Source organism: Coprothermobacter platensis DSM 11748 (assembly GCF_000378005.1).
Taxonomy (GTDB): Bacteria; Coprothermobacterota; Coprothermobacteria; order Coprothermobacterales; family Coprothermobacteraceae; genus Coprothermobacter; species Coprothermobacter platensis.
Genome location: NZ_KB899040.1, coordinates 684258 through 701974, shown reverse-complemented (window position 1 = coordinate 701974; position 17717 = coordinate 684258). Strand labels below are relative to the sequence as shown.

20 protein-coding genes and 7 tRNA genes are annotated in these 17717 nt (G+C 41.9%); 25 read left to right on the top strand and 2 right to left on the bottom strand.

Features of this window, described 5'->3' with window-relative positions:
* The first annotated feature begins 1 nt into the window (after position 1).
* The 19 genes from D890_RS0103855 to D890_RS0103765 all read left to right on the top strand — a co-directional run bounded on the left by D890_RS0103855 (position 2) and on the right by D890_RS0103765 (position 16418).
* Positions 2-331, top strand: coding sequence for an OadG family protein (locus D890_RS0103855; protein ID WP_018963207.1), 330 nt, complete (start codon positions 2-4; stop codon positions 329-331).
* Complete coding sequence (locus D890_RS0103850) at positions 328-765, top strand: biotin/lipoyl-containing protein (RefSeq protein WP_245533137.1); 438 nt, start codon at positions 328-330, stop codon at positions 763-765. Before D890_RS0103855 ends, D890_RS0103850 begins: the two co-directional genes overlap by 4 nt.
* Before the next feature lie 11 nt (positions 766-776).
* Positions 777-1970: a sodium ion-translocating decarboxylase subunit beta gene (locus tag D890_RS0103845; protein ID WP_018963205.1), complete on the top strand. Its 1194-nt coding sequence runs from the start codon at positions 777-779 to the stop codon at positions 1968-1970.
* A gap of 3 nt (positions 1971-1973) precedes the next feature.
* Positions 1974-3398 carry an aromatic amino acid ammonia-lyase gene (locus D890_RS0103840; RefSeq protein ID WP_018963204.1) on the top strand — a complete coding sequence of 475 codons (1425 nt, stop codon included), beginning with the start codon at positions 1974-1976 and terminating at the stop codon, positions 3396-3398.
* 67 nt (positions 3399-3465) lie between these two features.
* Entirely contained in the window at positions 3466-4212 is a 747-nt protein-coding gene (locus tag D890_RS0103835) for a YebC/PmpR family DNA-binding transcriptional regulator (protein ID WP_018963203.1), read from the top strand.
* Positions 4212-4691, top strand: coding sequence for a crossover junction endodeoxyribonuclease RuvC (locus D890_RS0103830; protein WP_018963202.1), 480 nt, complete (start codon positions 4212-4214; stop codon positions 4689-4691). The genes D890_RS0103835 and D890_RS0103830 overlap by 1 nt, the downstream gene beginning before the upstream one ends.
* Positions 4675-5223 carry a helix-hairpin-helix domain-containing protein gene (locus tag D890_RS07770; protein WP_018963201.1) on the top strand — a complete coding sequence of 183 codons (549 nt, stop codon included), beginning with the start codon at positions 4675-4677 and terminating at the stop codon, positions 5221-5223. The genes D890_RS0103830 and D890_RS07770 overlap by 17 nt, the downstream gene beginning before the upstream one ends.
* A 2-nt stretch (positions 5224-5225) precedes the next feature.
* Positions 5226-6155, top strand: a complete 930-nt coding sequence (ruvB, locus tag D890_RS0103820; RefSeq protein WP_018963200.1) for a Holliday junction branch migration DNA helicase RuvB — start codon at positions 5226-5228, stop codon at positions 6153-6155.
* Positions 6133-6684, top strand: coding sequence for an epoxyqueuosine reductase QueH (locus tag D890_RS0103815; protein WP_018963199.1), 552 nt, complete (start codon positions 6133-6135; stop codon positions 6682-6684). Before ruvB ends, D890_RS0103815 begins: the two co-directional genes overlap by 23 nt.
* A 5-nt stretch (positions 6685-6689) precedes the next feature.
* Positions 6690-7712, top strand: coding sequence for a tRNA preQ1(34) S-adenosylmethionine ribosyltransferase-isomerase QueA (gene queA / locus D890_RS0103810; protein ID WP_018963198.1), 1023 nt, complete (start codon positions 6690-6692; stop codon positions 7710-7712).
* 12 nt (positions 7713-7724) lie between these two features.
* Complete coding sequence (gene tgt, locus D890_RS0103805; protein WP_018963197.1) at positions 7725-8819, top strand: tRNA guanosine(34) transglycosylase Tgt; 1095 nt, start codon at positions 7725-7727, stop codon at positions 8817-8819.
* Between the two features lie 36 nt (positions 8820-8855).
* A complete protein-coding gene (gene secD / locus D890_RS0103800) occupies positions 8856-10133 on the top strand; it encodes a protein translocase subunit SecD (RefSeq protein WP_018963196.1) in 1278 nt (425 codons plus the stop codon).
* Positions 10130-11017, top strand: a complete 888-nt coding sequence (gene secF / locus D890_RS0103795) for a protein translocase subunit SecF (protein ID WP_018963195.1) — start codon at positions 10130-10132, stop codon at positions 11015-11017. Before secD ends, secF begins: the two co-directional genes overlap by 4 nt.
* 1 nt (position 11018) lies before the next feature.
* Positions 11019-11546: an adenine phosphoribosyltransferase gene (locus tag D890_RS0103790; RefSeq protein ID WP_018963194.1), complete on the top strand. Its 528-nt coding sequence runs from the start codon at positions 11019-11021 to the stop codon at positions 11544-11546.
* The gene (locus D890_RS0103785; protein ID WP_040363483.1) at positions 11534-13651 is read left to right on the top strand and encodes a RelA/SpoT family protein; all 2118 of its coding nucleotides are present in this window, start codon (positions 11534-11536) and stop codon (positions 13649-13651) included. The genes D890_RS0103790 and D890_RS0103785 overlap by 13 nt, the downstream gene beginning before the upstream one ends.
* The gene (locus D890_RS0103780) at positions 13651-14079 is read left to right on the top strand and encodes a D-aminoacyl-tRNA deacylase (protein ID WP_018963192.1); all 429 of its coding nucleotides are present in this window, start codon (positions 13651-13653) and stop codon (positions 14077-14079) included. Before D890_RS0103785 ends, D890_RS0103780 begins: the two co-directional genes overlap by 1 nt.
* 86 nt (positions 14080-14165) lie before the next feature.
* Positions 14166-14504: a carboxymuconolactone decarboxylase family protein gene (locus D890_RS0103775; protein WP_018963191.1), complete on the top strand. Its 339-nt coding sequence runs from the start codon at positions 14166-14168 to the stop codon at positions 14502-14504.
* Between the two features lie 133 nt (positions 14505-14637).
* Entirely contained in the window at positions 14638-15561 is a 924-nt protein-coding gene (locus D890_RS0103770) for an ABC transporter ATP-binding protein (protein ID WP_018963190.1), read from the top strand.
* Positions 15558-16418: an ABC transporter permease gene (locus D890_RS0103765; protein WP_018963189.1), complete on the top strand. Its 861-nt coding sequence runs from the start codon at positions 15558-15560 to the stop codon at positions 16416-16418. Before D890_RS0103770 ends, D890_RS0103765 begins: the two co-directional genes overlap by 4 nt.
* A 13-nt stretch (positions 16419-16431) precedes the next feature.
* On the opposite strand, the gene D890_RS0103760 is transcribed toward D890_RS0103765, so the two are convergent.
* Positions 16432-16506 (bottom strand) — tRNA-Ala (locus D890_RS0103760).
* Positions 16507-16620: 114 nt separating this feature from the next.
* Between D890_RS0103760 and D890_RS0103755 the strand changes: the two genes are divergently transcribed.
* From D890_RS0103755 to D890_RS0103730, 6 genes are all read left to right on the top strand, one after another.
* A tRNA-Leu gene (locus tag D890_RS0103755) sits at positions 16621-16708 on the top strand.
* Positions 16709-16712: 4 nt separating this feature from the next.
* Positions 16713-16787: transfer RNA gene (locus tag D890_RS0103750), tRNA-Val, on the top strand.
* 4 nt (positions 16788-16791) lie between these two features.
* A tRNA-Asp gene (locus D890_RS0103745) sits at positions 16792-16868 on the top strand.
* A gap of 6 nt (positions 16869-16874) precedes the next feature.
* Positions 16875-16950: transfer RNA gene (locus D890_RS0103740), tRNA-Phe, on the top strand.
* Between the two features lie 93 nt (positions 16951-17043).
* Positions 17044-17119, top strand: a tRNA-Gly gene (locus D890_RS0103735).
* Between the two features lie 6 nt (positions 17120-17125).
* A tRNA-Cys gene (locus D890_RS0103730) sits at positions 17126-17199 on the top strand.
* Between the two features lie 33 nt (positions 17200-17232).
* On the opposite strand, the gene D890_RS0103725 is transcribed toward D890_RS0103730, so the two are convergent.
* Positions 17233-17715: an adenosine-specific kinase gene (locus tag D890_RS0103725; protein WP_018963188.1), complete on the bottom strand. Its 483-nt coding sequence runs from the start codon at positions 17713-17715 to the stop codon at positions 17233-17235.
* Positions 17716-17717: the final 2 nt, after the last annotated feature.

Genomic DNA, 17717 nt, shown 5'->3' with positions numbered 1-17717 from the left:
CATGAGTGGTAAATTATTGGATACTTTAGTTTTGACCGTTGTAGGTTTATGTGTTGTCTTTCTCGTGCTTAGCATCGATGCATTGGTTACATATTTGCTAAGGGGAAGGCGTAGCAATAGTAGCGAAGAGAAAAAAGATGTTGTAGAAAAAAATGCAAATATAAACAGTAGGGAACTTGAAGAAACACCAGCAGTGGAGGTGAACTCTACGGACGCAATTGAACCTGAAATTGTAGCAGCAATAACTGCAGCATTGCATTATCACATAATGCGAATGCAGAAAACTGGTTACGGCGTAATACGCCGAACAGATGTTAGGAGGGGATTATGATGGACAAGAATGTGTTTCATTATGTCGTGAAGGTAAATGGTAAAGAATATAACGTGGATATAGAATCAGAAAACGATGAGATTATGGTCCGTAATGTGTCTCGTGTGCACAGTCAACCTGCACCTGCACCACAGAGTGAACCGGTGCCTGCAACGTCTTCTCCCACAAATTCACAGACCATCAGCAGACCTTCAGAAAAGAAATCAGAAGCTCCTTCTGGCGGAAATATCGTAGAGGCTCCACTACCCGGGAAAATACTTCGTATCAATGTTTCCGTAGGTCAGCAAGTAAAGCGTGGAGAGTTATTGCTGGTTCTGGAAGCCATGAAAATGGAAAATGAAATATTAGCACCATCAGATGGTGTAGTTGACAGCATTCTTGTGACACCTAACCAGACAGTAAATACGCATGATGCATTGGTTCTGTTGAAATAGGGGCTATCCATATGGAAATTACGTTTTCAAACCTATTTCAGACATTGTGGCACACAACCAGTATTGCCGCTGCGGGAGCAGGCCAATGGAAAGATTGGATTATGGTTGCTGTATCTTTGGTTCTCCTTTATTTAGGTATTTTTAAGAAAATTGAGCCGCTTTTGCTTGTTCCAATAGGTTTTGGTGCACTGCTTTCGAATCTTCCAGTGGCGGGATCTTATTTCTTATCTGTGGACTATGTTAAACAGGTAGGACAGCTTAACCAAATTGTTAGTCCAAAAATGCCTTTATTGGGCGATATTCTTTATTTTGGTGTCAAAAACGAGATTTATCCAATACTTATTTTTATCGGCATAGGTGCAATGACAGACTTCGGTCCATTGATAGCGCAGCCGTCTTCTTTTTTGCTTGGAGCCGCAGCTCAGTTCGGTGTTTATGCAGCCATGATAATATCAGTATTACTTGGGTTCAGCTTAAAAGAAGCTGCAGCAATCGGAATTATAGGTGGGGCAGATGGTCCTACTGCTATATATTTAACTGTTAAGCTCGCCCCACACCTGCTTGGTCCAATAGCGGTTGCAGCCTATACTTACATGTCATTGGTTCCTATAATTCAGCCGCCAATAATGCGCTTGATGGTTACGAAGAAAGAAGCAACGACGAAAATGAAAGAGCTCAGAAGCGTCAGCAAAACAGAGCGTATTCTCTTTCCTATCGTAGTAACACTAATTACTTCAATTTTTGTACCGGCTTCTACACCTCTAATAGGTGCCATAATGTTTGGTAATTTGCTCAGAGAGGGCGGAGAGACACGTAGGTTAGCTGAAACAGCAGGGAACGAGTTAATAAACATTGTAACAATCTTTCAGGCTTTGGCTGTAGGCGCATCTATGAAGGCAGAGACGTTCATCACACTGCAGACGATAGAAATTGTCTTGTTAGGCGTATTAGCTTTTGCGTTTGCAACGTTTGGTGGACTATTATTAGGAAAAATCATGTACTACATAACTGGAGGGAAAGTGAACCCTCTAATAGGTTCTGCTGGTGTGTCAGCAGTTCCAATGTCAGCAAGAGTCTCGCAAACTGTAGCTCAATCTTACGATCCAAACAACTTTGTTTTGATGCATGCTATGGGTCCGAATGTGGCTGGAGTAGTTGGTACTGCTGTAGCTGCAGGCATTTTCTTGGCTCTATTGGGGGGATAATGTGTGGATATAGCTGAACATTTGACCGCAAGCATGTTCTTCGACATCATATCTGGTAAAGAAACATTGGAGATTAGTTCAACGACACGAGATAATATAAACAATAAGAGGCAGCGGCTATTAGATTTAGTCGGTGAAGGCAGAGTTATCTATGGCGTTAACACGGGTGTTGGTTCACTGAAAGATGTACCTTTGGAACGTGATATTCTGAAACAGTTCCAAACGAATCTCATAAGAAGCCATGCTGAGTCAGTGGGGCCTACAGTAAATAGAAATGTTGTCAAAGGCGCTATGGTATTGCTTGCACATAGCTTGGGGCAGGGATTATCAGGCGTTAGTTTGGAACTATTAGAACGTTTAGTTTACATAATCAACAATGACTATGTTCCTGAAGTAGGTTATTATGGCTCTGTAGGAGCAAGTGGCGATCTATCCTTTTTAGCATCAATGATGCTTGCGGTTATGGGCGAGCGACCATTATTTGACGGCGAAGGGAAAAGAATTACTCTCGAAACATTTTCTCTCACCGAAAAAGAGGGCCTTGCTGTCATAAATGGAACTCATTTCTCTTTATCGCACTTTTTGCACTTGTTTTACGAGTTAAAGCATCTGGAAGAAATGACACGATGGGTTTATGCTCTTCATTTGGAAAGCAGAAAGGCTATTGTGTCATTTTTGGACCCATTGCTCGACACAGCAAAGCCTGATCCGTTTGTTGGCGAGATAAACAAATGGCTGAGAAGTGTTCTTAGCGATTCACGAAATGTCAGACGTACTGGCGAAGAAGTACAAGAACCGTATGTAATTCGCTGTTTTCCACAAATCTACGCTTCTGTTCTCAGAACTATAGGTAACATAGATGTATGGCTTGACGTTGAAATGAATACCGTTAGTGATAATCCGCTTTTTAAAGATGACGAACCTATTTTTCAAGGTAATTTCCACGCTGAGAGTATCGCCATGATGGCGAATCAGGTACGAGCACTCTTGCCTCTTATGGCAAATGTGCTTTATCAGCTACAGGAAAAACTCTTAAATCCAGAATTCAATAGAGGACTTCCTCCTTTCTTAGCAGAATCACCTGGTTTAGACTCCGGATTAATGATCGTCCAATATCTTTCGGCAGATTTATCTGCGGAAATATCTTTGCTGTCATCACCTGTTAGTATGGTTAACCAAACAATGTCCACAGGACAAGAAGATATTGTTTCCTTTGCCCCGGCTTCAAATAGGTTGTTACAACGACAATTAGAACTATATCGGTATTTGCTTGCCGCGACTGTACTTACTACTGGGCGTGCTGTGAAGTTAGGGAGCATTAAGCCATCGTTGGCGGTAGGGTCTGCGTTGAGTGCTTTCTTAGACTGCGATTTAGGAGGTGAACGTTCTTTTTCTGATGTTATAGAACGTTTTGCCCAACTGATTTAGTAAAGTTCTTAACTAAGTCGTGTCTTTCTGAGTTATAATTAAGAATGCTGCAAGGAGGTATTTAAATATGTCAGGACATTCAAAGTGGCATAACATAAAAGCGAGAAAAAGCAAAGTTGATGCCCAAAGAGGAAAGATATTTACAAAACTTACAAGAGAGTTGGTTATAGCCGCTCGAGAAGGCGGTGCCAACCCTGAAACAAATCTACGATTACGTGTGGCGATGGACAAAGCGCGTGCTGCCAATATGCCCAGAGATAACATTGACAAAGCCATTGCTAAAGGTGCGGGAAACTTGGAAGGGCAGGAGTTTGTAGAGGCCCTTTATGAAGGTTATGGACCAGGTGGCGTTGCTGTTTTAGTAGAGGTAACTACGGATAATAAGAACAGGACTGCCGCAGACATAAGAAGAATTTTTAGCAGACATGGCGGAACTTTGGCGGAAAGTGGAGCGGTGAGTTGGCAATTTGAACGCAAAGGTGTTATTGAACTTCAAAAAAGCCAAGTCCAATCAGTAGATGAACTAACGCTGGAACTCATTGACTTTGGCGTAGATGATGTTGTGGAAGAAGATGATCAAGTGACAATCTATACTCAGCCTGATGCGTTGTACAAGGTTGTGGATTACCTCGGACAAGCAGGTATTGAGCCTTCCAGTGCAGAACTCTCGTTCATTGCTAAAAACTATATATCTGTTTCTGAAGACGACGGACGAAAGATACTGAGCATGCTTGAGGAATTAGATGACAATGATGATGTTCAAGAAGTATATACCAATGCGGATTTACCAGAGGTCTTGGAATCGGAAGAATAGTGGTTATTTTTGGTGTTGATCCTGGAAGCACACGTGTCGGTTTGGCAGTGCTTGATGATGAAGAAAAAAAGTGGCTGCATGTTCAGTGTTTGGAATTAACAACTATACAGGAGAATAAACGTTTTCAAATTCTTGCTCATTATATGCAGCAAATATTTGCAGCATTTAAGCCGCAGGAAGTTGCTGTAGAAAAGCTTATCTGGGGCAGAAATAAGAACAATTTGCTCCAGATAAGCGAATGCAGGGGCATTATAAAACTGTTATCTTACGCTAATGAGGCATCTGTTTATGAGTATTTTCCCACAGAAATAAAGTCACTTACGTCAGGCTATGGCAGAGAGACAAAGAGCGGCTTGATGGAGATTTTGCAAGCCGAGACGGGGTTTCTATTCGAACCACTTTATGATGACGCGTCAGACGCAATGGCTGCTGCGTGGGTACATTCTCTTTTGAGGGCAAAAAATGTTGCTCAGAATTAGTGGCGATTTACAAGAAGACGGAAGACACACATGGCTCTCCGTAAATAAACATGTGGCTCTGCAAGTAGTAAAGTGCACGCCTAAGTCGGGTAAGGGTAATTATATCGTTTATGTTAATTTTGATAATGATATAAACAGTTTTATTTTTTCTGACGAGGAAGAATTTACTTGGTTTCAAACATTAAGAAACATCAAGGGCGTGGGCAATACAAAAGCGTCCAGAATTCTTTCTCTTTTTAGTAGTGGAGAGCTCAAAACGATGGTGAAAAACGGAGATGCTACTGCATTTGCATCTCTTCCAGGCATAGGACAGCGTACTGCAAAGAGGATTATGGTGGAACTTGGGTGTAGTTTGGACACGCTTTCTGATGGTGAAGACAGTTTTATGAAAGAACTATTGGAAGCCTGCGCGGAACTTGGTTATGATGCTCGTAATGTTCAGGCTTTGCTTAAAGAAGATCCATCTTGGAGAACCATGTCTTTTGAGGAAGCACTTCGGTGGTCCATAGACAAGCTTAATAAAGAAGATTAGTTATGGAATTGCATGGTTTTATTGGCCAGACGAATGTTGTATCAGCCATATCTTTTAGCGTAGATGCAGCGAAAAGATTGAATAGAATGCCAGATCACATGCTCTTTTTTGGGCCACCTGGTTTGGGAAAAACAACTATGGCACGCCTAGTAGCCAGCGAAATAAATGCAGGCTTTGTTGAGAGTACCGGGAACAGCTTAGTAAATATAAAGGATGTTCTGAATTTACTGTTGTCGTTTCCGAGACCCACAGTACTTTTTATAGACGAAATTCATAGAATACCAAAATCTGTGGAAGAACTATTGTATGCACCTATGGATGAAGGTTTGTTGCGCGTTATGATAGGAAAGAACAAAACTGCAAGAATTGTCAAGTTCAACATACAACCATTTACCCTAATAGGAGCCACAACGAAAGTCTCCTTTTTAAGTAAGCCATTTCTGAGCAGGTTTTCCATAAAAGTTCCATTCAATTATTACGGAGAAGCAGAGCTGCAACAAATCATAGCTCAAGAATTGGAAACGCATGAGATAGTTGTTAGCGCCGATGGGTTAGAAGAAATTGCTAAGAGAAGCCGTGGTACTCCCCGAGAAGCTTTGCAAATATGCAAACGCATTGTTGAATATTCTGCTCTAAACGATCGCAGAGAAGTAGACATAAATGACATAAAAGCGTTATTTAATGTGTTGGGAATAGATTCTTTCGGGCTTTCGTCGTTAGATAAGGATTACATAAGGATATTAGCAGAAGGATTCCAAGGAGGACCTGCGGGAATAAGAGTACTAAGTTCTGCACTGGGGTTGGACGTAGAAACCATAGAGGGAGTTGTGGAGCCCTACTTGATGATGTTGGGTATCGTCGTTGTTACAAGTCGAGGGCGTAAGCTTACTGAAAAGGGATTGTCTGTGTATGAAGAAGTTATTCATCCATAGTTGTTGTGGGCCCTGTTTATATGCGTCCTATGATGCTATTTCTGCATCAGCAGGTGATGCTCGGCTATTGGCATCGTTTTTTAACCCTAATATCGAGCCAGGAGAAGAGTGGCTTCTAAGATCAAGCGCATTCTTTGATATCTGCCGTCTACTTAATGTAACAGCAGAAGTTGTACCGGAGCTATCTAATAATGACGAGCATGAAGCGTTGTTGGAGAACAGATGTTCCTTTTGTTATAATCTTCGTCTTCAGCGTTCTATGGAAAGTGCAAAAAGTAGAGGGTTTAATGTTTTTACCACTACATTGTTGAGTTCTCCTACACAAAATCAAGGTTTGCTAAGACGAACATTGAAGCACCTTGAATCTGAATTATCCATAGAGGTGTATTATTTTGAAGTGTCTAAAAATGAATATGAAAGCAAGGTCAGAGAGCTCAAGAACCGTAATATTTACGTGCAGAATTACTGTGGTTGCTATGGCTCCCTTTGCGAACGAGAATTCGATAAGTACGGGTTACTGTGGAGGTGAAAGCTATGACTGCTTTAGAAGAATTATTAAATTATGATCTTCCCAAGGACTTAATAGCTCAAGAGCTTACCGAGCCACGGGACAGATGTAGGATGCTAGTGCTACATCGCGATACAGGAGTTCTGGAGGATAAGTTCTTCTATCAAATAGCGGAGTATATCAAACCAGGGGATGTCCTTGTTTTGAATAATACTAAGGTTTTGAAAGCTCGGGTAAGAGGTATTAGACAAACGGGAGGAGCAGTAGAAATACTCTTAGTCAGGCCGCTGCCTGAAAACCAGTGGGAATGTTTGATTAAACCGTTGCGGCGAATAAAAGCAGATGAGAAAATCATTCTAAACGGCGGGGCAGAAATAACTTTTGTCCAACGGATGGATCATACCGCAATAGTGCAGTTCTATATGTCTCCCCAAGAATTAGATCAGTACTTGAATCAATGGGGTGAAGTTCCTACACCACCTTACATAAAAAGAAAAGTTAGTTTTGAAGAATATCAAACGGTATATGCAGAAAAGCCAGGAGCTGTAGCGGCTCCAACTGCTGGTTTGCACTTTACGAATGAGCTTCTTAAACAGTTAGAAGAATCGGGCATAAAAGTCACTTACGTTACACTGCATGTAGCACTGGGTACTTTTGAAAAGCTTGCTGACAATTGGCAAGAAAGAGATGCTCTGCACCAAGAAACATTCTTTGTTTCAGAAGACACGATCAGGATCGTTAATGACGCAAAACGAGACGGGAAACGAATATTCGCTGTTGGTACAACGACCGTACGTAGTTTAGAATCGGCAGCAGGTAGCGATGGCGTTGTTAAGTCTACATTTGGGGATACTTCGCTCTTTATAAAGCCTGGTTATACTTGGAAGGTTGTAGATAAGCTGATTACGAACTTTCATCTTCCCCAGACAAGTTTGCTCCTTTTGGTATCATCATTTGCTACGCCTGAGCTCATTCTGAAGGCGTATAAGCATGCAATAGATGAGAGGTACCGTTTTTACAGCCTCGGCGACGCAATGCTGATCCTTTGAGGTGTACTGAATATGTTTCGTGTTATTGAGGAACATGAGCAAGGTCGTTTAGGTGCCCTTGACTTAGGTCACGGACAAGTCAAGACTCCAGTTTACATGCCAGTTGCAACAAGAGGTGCCATAAGGGTTGCTCCTTTGGAGCAGGTAAATCAGATTGGTTTCAACCTAATACTTAATAATACCTATCATTTGGTTTTGAGACCCGGACTCGATGTCTTAGAACAACTGGGCGGGACGCATCGTTTTATGGCCTGGAATCACAATGTGCTTACCGATAGTGGAGGGTTTCAGATATTCTCTTTGAAGAAATCGCGCAAGATTAGGCATGATGGAATAGAGTTTAAGTCACCCATTGACGGTTCTACGTATTTCTTTACTCCAGAATTTGTCGCTCACGCGCAAAACGTTATTGGCAGTGATATAGCGATGCAATTGGATATATGTTTAGGTTACCCCGCATCTACAGAAGAAGCCAAGAAAGCTATGGATATAACATTGCGTTGGGGTGAACGTTTCTTAAAAGCAGACAGAATAGAGGGACAGAAACGTTTTGGCATTGTGCAAGGAGGATTTAACACACAACTTCGTAAAGAAAGTGCTCGCTTAACTGCTATGCAGCCGTTTGACGGTTTTGCTATAGGTGGATTATCCGTAGGTGAGCCAGAAGAAATGATGTTCGACTTAACAGCAGAAGTGCTTAGCAATCTTCCTAAGGGTGCTCCTAAGTATATGATGGGAGTAGGTGACCCCTTTCAAATAGTAGTGTTGTCCTCTATGGGCATTGATATGTTCGATTGTGTGCAGCCTACAAGGCATGCAAGGCATGGATGGGTATACTCTTGGGATGATGGCCCTCAAATCATCGTTAGAGGAAAACATAAGTTTGACCACAGACCATTACAATATCAACCACAGTATACATATAGCTATTTGCACCACCTGTTTAAAGCAGGTGAGCCAATGGGTATGTTGATAGCAACTGTTGAAAATCTTTCTTATATGGCAGACTTAGTAGGTAAACTAAGGAACGCCATTGCATCAGACACTGTAGATAGCCTCAAAGAAGAGATTCGCTTACAATGGCGAAAACGTATAATAAGTGAGTAAGGTAAAAGGCATTGTTGTGAAGGAGGGCAAAATAGGATGAGCAAGGAATGGAAAATTGGTATTGCTGTGGCTCTTGTTCTGGTGAGCCTATTATTCTTGGTATTGGCGCTTCCCGTGAATCTGCCGGGCATCGGCTACGACATGCAAAAGGTGGTCAGAGACCAGTGGGGAATAAAATTCCGCTTTGGTCTTGATATCAAAGGTGGGGTTCAAATTACTTTGGAAGCCGTACCTTACGAGAATCAAACATTGACTCAAGATGATGTAAACCAATTGAAAACAGTGTTAGAGAATCGTATTAACACTTTAGGGCTGGGTGAAATAAAACTATACGATGATCCGGGTGATTGGAAACGGGTCGTAGTAGAAGTTCCTGCTGATGTCCTAAGTGAAAAAGGCTTGGATGCACAAGGAGTGGTAGACTTTCTTGGAAAACCGGCAAAATTAGAATTTGTGGCTCCTGATGGTACCGTTGTTCTCACAGGTGCGGATTTAAAGAGTGCCTACGTAACAACAGACCAGAGTGGATTGCCCGCTGTTGGTTTGGAGTTCACATCAGCAGGATCAGAAAAATTCTATGATGCCACGTCAAAGTGGGTTGGCCAAGCAATAACAATTAAGCTCGATGGAGAAGTTATATCTGATCCTACCGTGCAGGAAGCGATTTCCGGCGGGAAAGCTTCAATAACAGGTAATTTTACTTCTTCAGAAGCAAAACAGCTTGCAGCTTTGTTACAAGGTGGTGCACTGCCAACACAGGTGAAAGTGAGTGCCTTAAGAAATGTGGGACCTTCAGTAGGGAGCCAGGCTCTTCAAGCTATGGAATATGCAGGCGTAGTGGCTGCCATATTGATTGTTTTTTATATGATTTTTAACTACGGTGTCCTTGGCGCTTTATCTACTGTGAGTTTGATAGCATTTATCATATTGGATGCTGCCATATACATTGGTTTGTTTAAGGCCGTACTTTCTATGTCTGGTATAGGTGGGTTCATACTCACATTGGGTATGGCTATCGATAGCAATATTATTTTTTATGAGCGTTTTATGGAAGAACTTAAGAAAGGGAAGACGCCTCTCCGGTCTGTTCAGGACGCGTTTATGCATACGTTTAATACGATCATCGATTCCAACGTTTCAGTTATCGTCGTTTCACTTATACTTTTCTACTTGGGTGCTCCTACACTACGTGGTTTTGCCATTACGCTTGGCTTAGGTGGTGTTCTAAACATACTATTGCTTTGGTTGGTTGCAGAGCCAATCATTAGTTCTTTTGTCGCATCAAGGGCTAAACGGACGGAGGTGCAAGCATGAAAAACGTGTGGTTTGGTTTTCCTTGGTTTTCTGAACTAAGAATGAATGTAGTAAAAAACAGGAAGAAATTCTATACACTTTCTATAACAATAATTGTGATCGGTCTCATATTTATGGGTGTCAATTATGCGCGCTATGGTTCAGTAGTTAATATGGGTGTTGACTTTAGTGGAGGCGTGGTATTCACTGTGAATGCTCCTCAGAACGATTCCATATCTGACCTACAAAGAATAGCTAGTAATTCTGGTATAAAAGATCCGGTGATAAGAAAAGTTGGGACAGATCAATATGAGATACGTGCAAAAATAAGCGAATCGGAGCTGCCTACTGTTCGTGAATCTCTGCAAAAAACGGCCAGCATAACAGACGAAAACTATGTAGGCGCTTCAGTAGCGGGATCACTTATAAAGAATGCCATTCTTAGCATCTCGGTTGCTTTGTTAGCGCTGCTCGTCTATATATCTATTCGATTTAAGTTCAAATACGGGCTTGCTGCCATACTTGCGTTGGTACATGACGTATTAGTGACCATTAGTATATTTGCAATATTCTATATACCTATAAACAGCCCATTTGTGGCTGTGCTTTTGATATTAGTTGGTTATTCTTTACAGGATAGTATCGTTGTCCTGGACAGGGTTAGGGAGAATAGAAAACTAAATAATAAGGCCTCCACTGCCGATGTCGTTGAAACTGCCATACACTCAGTGTTCAGGAGATCTTTGAACACCTCTATCACGACTTTAATTGCAGCTATTTGCCTGATGATTTTTGCCTACAGGTTTTTGCCAGATTTTACTATGGGATTAACAGTGGGGTTAATAACTGGTACCTATTCAAGTATATTCATAGCCGCATCATTGTTGGTAGACTGGGGTGAATGACATGTCAACAGAAGAACTGAGACAATACATAAGGGATATACCTGATTTTCCTAGTAAAGGGGTCATATTTCGTGATATAACACCTCTTTTGAAAAGCCATGAAGCATTTGCTAAAACTGTGGATCTAATGGCTGAAGAAGTTAAAAGTTTGCATATAACAACAGTTGCTGCAGTGGAAGCAAGAGGTTTCATTTGGGGAGGAACGTTGGCATACCGCTTGGGTGTGGGTTTTGTACCTATTAGAAAACCAGGTAAACTGCCTTATGAAGTGGTCGAGAAGGAGTTTCAGTTGGAATATGGCATGGATGTTTTACAAATACATAAAGACGCTGTTGGACCAGGAGATTCGGTTTTGATTGTAGATGATGTGTTGGCCACAGGTGGTACTGCTGAGGCTGCTGCTGACTTGATTAACAGTTTAAAGGCAGAAGTAGCAGGTTTTTGTTTCTTACTTAGGTTGGGTAACATGGGAGGTTATGAACGTTTGGCAAAACAAGGTAAGAAGGTGACTTATCTATTGACAGTGTAGAAGAGCTGGAGCGACAGCTCCTAAAAAACACTTCATCATATATCAATAATACAGATCATATAAAGAAGGCTATTTCTTTTGCAGAACACGCTCATTATGGGCAGAAAAGGCGCTCCGGAGAGGAATACATGGTTCATCCTCTCCGGGTTGCGCTTATTTTGGCTGAACTTTATGCAGATGAAGAGTCAATAATTGCTGGTTTATTACATGATGTGGTTGAGGATACAGAAGTTACGTTGAAAGATATCGAGGATAACTTTGGTAGCGATGTGGCATTACTGGTAGATGGTCTTACCAAGCTTAGAAAGTTACCCAAAGGAACAGGATGGGAGGGCGCCCAGAAAGAGAACTTAAGGAAACTATTTCTGAGTGCTGCTGAAGATCCACGCGTCATTATAGTCAAACTAGCGGACAGACTCCATAACATGCGTACTATACAGTATTTGCCTCCGGATAAGCAAAAGAGGGTAGCAAAAGAAACGCTAGACGTATATGCGCCACTGGCTCATCGCTTAGGTGTCTACAGGATACGTTGGGAGCTTGAAGATTTGGCTTTCAAAACGCTTTATCCTGAACAATATGAGTACATTTCTGCGTTGGTCAATCAAAAGCTCAAAGGTCAAAAGGAAGTTATAAGGGAAGCAAAAGCTAAAATTGAGGAAACATTGGCTGCGCGTGGCATGAAAGGTACCGTTGAAGGACGGGTAAAACACCTATATTCTGTTTACACAAAAATGCTGACCCAGAATAAGACCATTGACGAAATATTCGATTTGGTAGGTTTGAGACTAATACTGGACACAGAAGAAGAATGCTATGTAGCATTGGGGCTTGTACATTCTCTATGGCCGCCCATTCCTGGTAGATTGAAAGACTATATAGCTCTTCCAAAACCTAATTTCTACCAAAGTTTGCACACTACAGTTATTGGGCCGAGAGGTCTTCCTTTGGAGGTACAAATACGAACTTGGCAGATGCATGAAGTAGCTGAATATGGTGTGGCTGCTCACTGGGCCTATAAAGAGGGTGTTTCTCCTAAGTCTGACTTGGAACGCATAAACTGGTTAAAGCAGGTTTTTGCGTTTGAAGATGAAAAAGTAAAAAGTACTGATGAAATAACACGTGCGGTCATGGATACATTAAAAGAAGAAATTCTCGTTTTCACGCCTAAGGGTGATGTTATTTCTTTACCAAAAGGGGCTACTGTATTGGACTTCGCCTACAGAATCCATACTGAAATAGGTCATCATACGGTTGGAGCACGCGTAAATGGTGGATGGGTTCCTTTGGATAAAGAGCTTGAAATGGGCGACAGAGTCGAAGTGGTAACGAGTAAGAATCGTTCTGGCCCCAGTTTAGAGTGGTTGGATTTTGTTAAAACCGCTCACGCGGCAGACAAAATTAATAACTGGTTTAGAAAACGTGACAGACAAGAGTTATTAGAAGATTCTCGCAAAATGCTTGAGGATCCTTTAAAGAAATATGGACTGACTTACCAAGAGTTTATTGACATGTTGAAAGCTAAAAATGTGAACATAGAAAACGCTATACTAAACCTCATAAAGAACCAATCTTCTTTAGATTCGGTGTTGAAGAACTTAGGCGTAGTTGTGGCGGAACCTGTTGAAGAAACAGTTGATACAGCGGTAGCAACTAAACCTGCTCTCTCACCTAATAGTGTAATCGGTGTTCCGTATAGATTGGCTAAGTGCTGTAGCCCACTGCCACCAGAAGAAATTGTAGGTATTGTAGAAAGTGGGCATGGAATCGTTGTCCATGCTGCTACATGTAAGAACGTCAATAATGCAAGTAAAACCATTGCACTTACTTGGGATCAACTGCAGGGAAGCAAGAATAAGGACGGATATTCTGTAGATATAAAGATAACCGCCAAAGATCGGCTTGGGTTGTTAGCAGATATCGGTTCCGTTTTTGCAGTTACCGGCCTGAATATAGAAAAAGTCACTGTTCAACGTAAGCAAAAAGTTGAACAGTTAAAGATTATTGTACAAGTTAAGATGCGGAATGTTGACGATTTTCAAATGTTGTTTAACAAACTATCAGAAATGCCAGAAATAATTGAAGTAACGAAAGGCAAACAATAATGATTTTGGCCGTATCGCGTGTGAGAGAAGCATCACTTTTGTGCGATGGTGTTTTTATTGGCCGTATCGGTAATGGTCTCGCTTGTTTTGTGGGAATTGAAAAAAACGATACACGTGAGACATCTTTACGAGCATCTTCAAAAATCCCCAATATTAGAATTTTTGAAGATGAAAGGGGCAAGTTGTCTCGTTCACTAAACGATGTTGACGGAGACATCATGATTATTAGCAATTTTACGTTAGCCGGCAACTTGGATGGAAAACGTATGTCCTTTGATAATGCCATGGCTTTTGACGAGGCTCGTGACCTCTTTGATGCTTTTTGCTGTGGTATTCCTATTAAAAACAAGGTATGTAGCATTTTCGGATCGTACATGGACATCATGGTAAGGCATGATGGACCAGTAAACGTGGTTCTCCGTTTCTGAAAATGTTTTATAATTGTTATTATCGTGCCATGCATTACAATTGCGAATGGGTCATACTTGGTGCGATTTAAAAGGAGGGGTAATTCATGGCAAATGCAAAAGAAGAAGCAAAGGCAATTAACGAAGGAATGGCAAAGCTCGGTACGGAAATGCCAGATGTAATGAAAGCTTTTGGTGAACTTCACCATGCAGCCAGCAAAGATGGAGCACTCAGTGTAAAGGAAAAAGAACTCATTGCCTTGGGTATTGCAGTTTCTGTAAGATGTTCTCATTGCATCGTTGCGCATATGGGAGCAGCTCTTCAGGCAGGAGCGACAAGAGAAGAGATAATGGAGGCATTAAGTGTCGCAGTTTTGATGAGTGGTGGTCCCGGTGTTATGTATGCTGTGGAAGCCATGAATGTACTCGATGATCTGACGAAATAAATAGATTAGATTACTTAGTGTAAGGGCCTGAGAGGAAATTCTCAGGGCCTTTTTCTGATTATGATAGACTGTAGATATGTTTCCCCGAAGCAGAAATGTTATTGTTTGGGAGCTTTTAGAGGTGCGTCCATAAATGAGTAGAAATGAACCCATTATTGACGTAAGAGATCTCAGTAAGTCTTATGGAAAAATACAAGCTGTAAAAAACATTTCTTTTTACGTTGAAAGGGGAGATCTTTTTGCTTTCCTTGGCCCTAATGGTGCAGGGAAATCTACCACAATTGACATAATGAGTACAGTGCTTAAGGCGGACGCGGGGTCTGTCATGATAAGTGGATACAAACTTGGTGCGGATAATGATGCTATCAGGCGCTCCATAGGCGTTGTTTTTCAAAACAGTGTTCTAGATGAAAGATTAACAGTGCTCGAGAATCTAAAATGTAGAGCATCTTTGTACGGATTAAATCGTTTTGAGATCCTTGATAGAGTCGCGAATGCGGTAGAGCTAACAGATTTATCAGACATCGCAAGCAGGCTTTACGGTCAGTTATCTGGGGGCCAACGTCGGCGTGTGGATATAGCACGTGCACTCCTAAGTAGCCCGAAAGTTCTTTTCCTCGATGAGCCAACAACTGGTCTTGACCCACAAACAAGAAAGAACATATGGGATAGTGTGCTGAGGATGAAAGAAGAAATGCAGACCACAGTTTTTCTAACGACTCATTATATGGAAGAAGCCTCTAAAGCAGATTATGTTGTTATTATCGATAATGGTATAATCTCTGCACAAGGCAGGCCCGCATATCTTAGAGAGCATTATGCCAGCGATAAACTTATTATGTTGCCTGAGCAACTTGGAGAATTGCTGAAGATACTTGAAAACGAGGGAGTTGAATTCTCGCTTAGCGGTGGGCAAGTAATTGTTTCTCTTGAGAGAACAATAGATGCTATACCCGTGTTGAACATGTGTAAAAACTTTATTTCTTCGTTCGAAGTTGTGTCAGGCACCATGGACGAAGCCTTCATAAATATAACTGGAAAGGAGATCAGAGAATGATTGGTCTATGTAGGCGCAACATAAAGGTATTTTTTCGAGACCGAGCAGCCGTATTCTTTTCTCTTCTTTCTGGTTTGATCATAATAGGTCTATATGCTTTGTTTCTAGGGGATGTTTGGGCTTCATCTTTGTCTGATATAACAAACGCTAGGGAAATCATAAATAGTTGGCTTATCTCAGGATTGGTTGCTGTTATTTCTTTTACATCTTCCTTAGGAGCGTACGCGGTCATGGTTGACGATAGCACTAAAGGAATCAGAAAAGATTTTTTTTCAAGTCCCATAAGTAAAGAACGTATTGTAGGAGGGTATTTTCTTTCTAATTTGTTGACATCATTTGTTGTTACATTAGTCACCTTGGCAGTAGGAGAAGTGTTTATCGTTTTAGAGGGCGGTGAATTGATAAGCCTGACGACGTTACTTAAGGTCTTAGCTACAATACTTATGACCATTCTCATGAATAGTAGTATTTTGTTTGTTGTTGTTTCATTTGTTAAGACCCAATCGACTTTTTCCTTAATAAGTACCATTGTAGGGACTCTCATTGGATTCTTGACAGGTATATATGTGCCCATAGGTCAGTTAAATGCTTCTATGCAGTGGCTTATAAAAGTCTTTCCACTTTCCCACGCCGCAGCTCTATTGAGACAATTGATGATGGATTCTCCTATGAGATATGGGTTTGCGTCATTCCCGCAATCGGCTACCGACAAATTCAAGGCTATCATGGGTGTTAATCTGTCTTTAGGAGGACATTTGCTCGCACCATGGATGCACGTTGCTGTAATACTACTTACAACTGGTGTATTTTACCTAATAAGCATAGGTATCGTTTCAAGAATGAGAAACGCGGCCTAAAAGTTAATCTAATTGGTGGAGATGACCGGACTTGAACCGGCGGCCTCTTGGTTGCGAACCAAGCGCTCTCCCACTGAGCTACATCCCCACTTTCTTTATTTTAACCTATTGCCATTTGTTTTTCCAATGGAAACCGTCCTATACACCTTCTACTGACTTGACATCGTTATCGGCCATAAGATATAATGAAAAAGACACCTTAGCAGGGGTGGCGGAATAGGCAGACGCGCAGGATTGAGGGTCCTGTGGTCATTGAGACCGTGCGGGTTCAAGTCCCGCCCTCTGCACCATGGTGGGCGGTTAGCTCAGTGGTAGAGCGCTTGCCTTACAAGCAAGAGGCCAGAGGTTCGAAACCTCTACCGCCCACCACTGCGGGCTCGTGGTGTAGCGGCCAAGCACGCCGGCCTGTCAAGCCGGAGATCGGGGGTCCGAATCCCCTCGAGCCCGCCACTCGGTGCCGAGGTAGCTCAGTCGGTAGAGCAGGGGACTGAAAATCCCCGTGTCGGCGGTTCGATTCCGTCCCTCGGCACCATTTTTATTTCATTAACCGATAATGATGTTTGTTGATTTCACATCCATCGGATGTAATAGTTGTTTACGTCTCATTTGGTATAATGTACGAGGTGCGGGCATAGCTCAGTTGGTAGAGCATCAGCTTCCCAAGCTGAGGGTCGCGGGTTCGAGTCCCGTTGCCCGCTCCAATAAGGGGCGCTTTGGCCGAGCGGTAAGGCACGGGACTGCAAATCCCTGAAGGGCGGTTCGACTCCGCCAGGCGCCTCCAAATTTTCTCTTTCTCTTTCTCTTTTCCTTACCGTTAGAATTTGTAACCGATTTTTCTTAAAAGTTCTTTTCTTTCTTTCTGATCGTCGCTGTTTTCAACTCCTAAAGGCGAGCCACCGTCTACAACGCCCAGAATAGCATTGCCCAATTCTGTTTTAGCCACCACTACCTGCATCTCATTTGCCCCTGCGGCATAAATGTTTACTACTTCTGGAACAGACTTAATCGCATTTAAAATGTTTATGGGATAACCGTTCTCAAGAACTAAAAAGAAAAAGTGTCCTGCTCCTATGTTATGTGCGTTTTCCTTTGCGAGTTCTATAAGTCTTTCGTCGTTTCCGTCAAGCCTGATTAAGCGAGGTCCAGAAGCTTCGTTAAAAGCTAAACCAAATTGAATATTTGGGTTTGTGTTTACGATGGCTTCATGTATGTCTTCTACAGTCTTAATAAAATGCGCTTGACCCAGTATGACGTTTTGTTCGTCGCTTTTTTTCACAGGTACAACCAGGATTTCCAAGT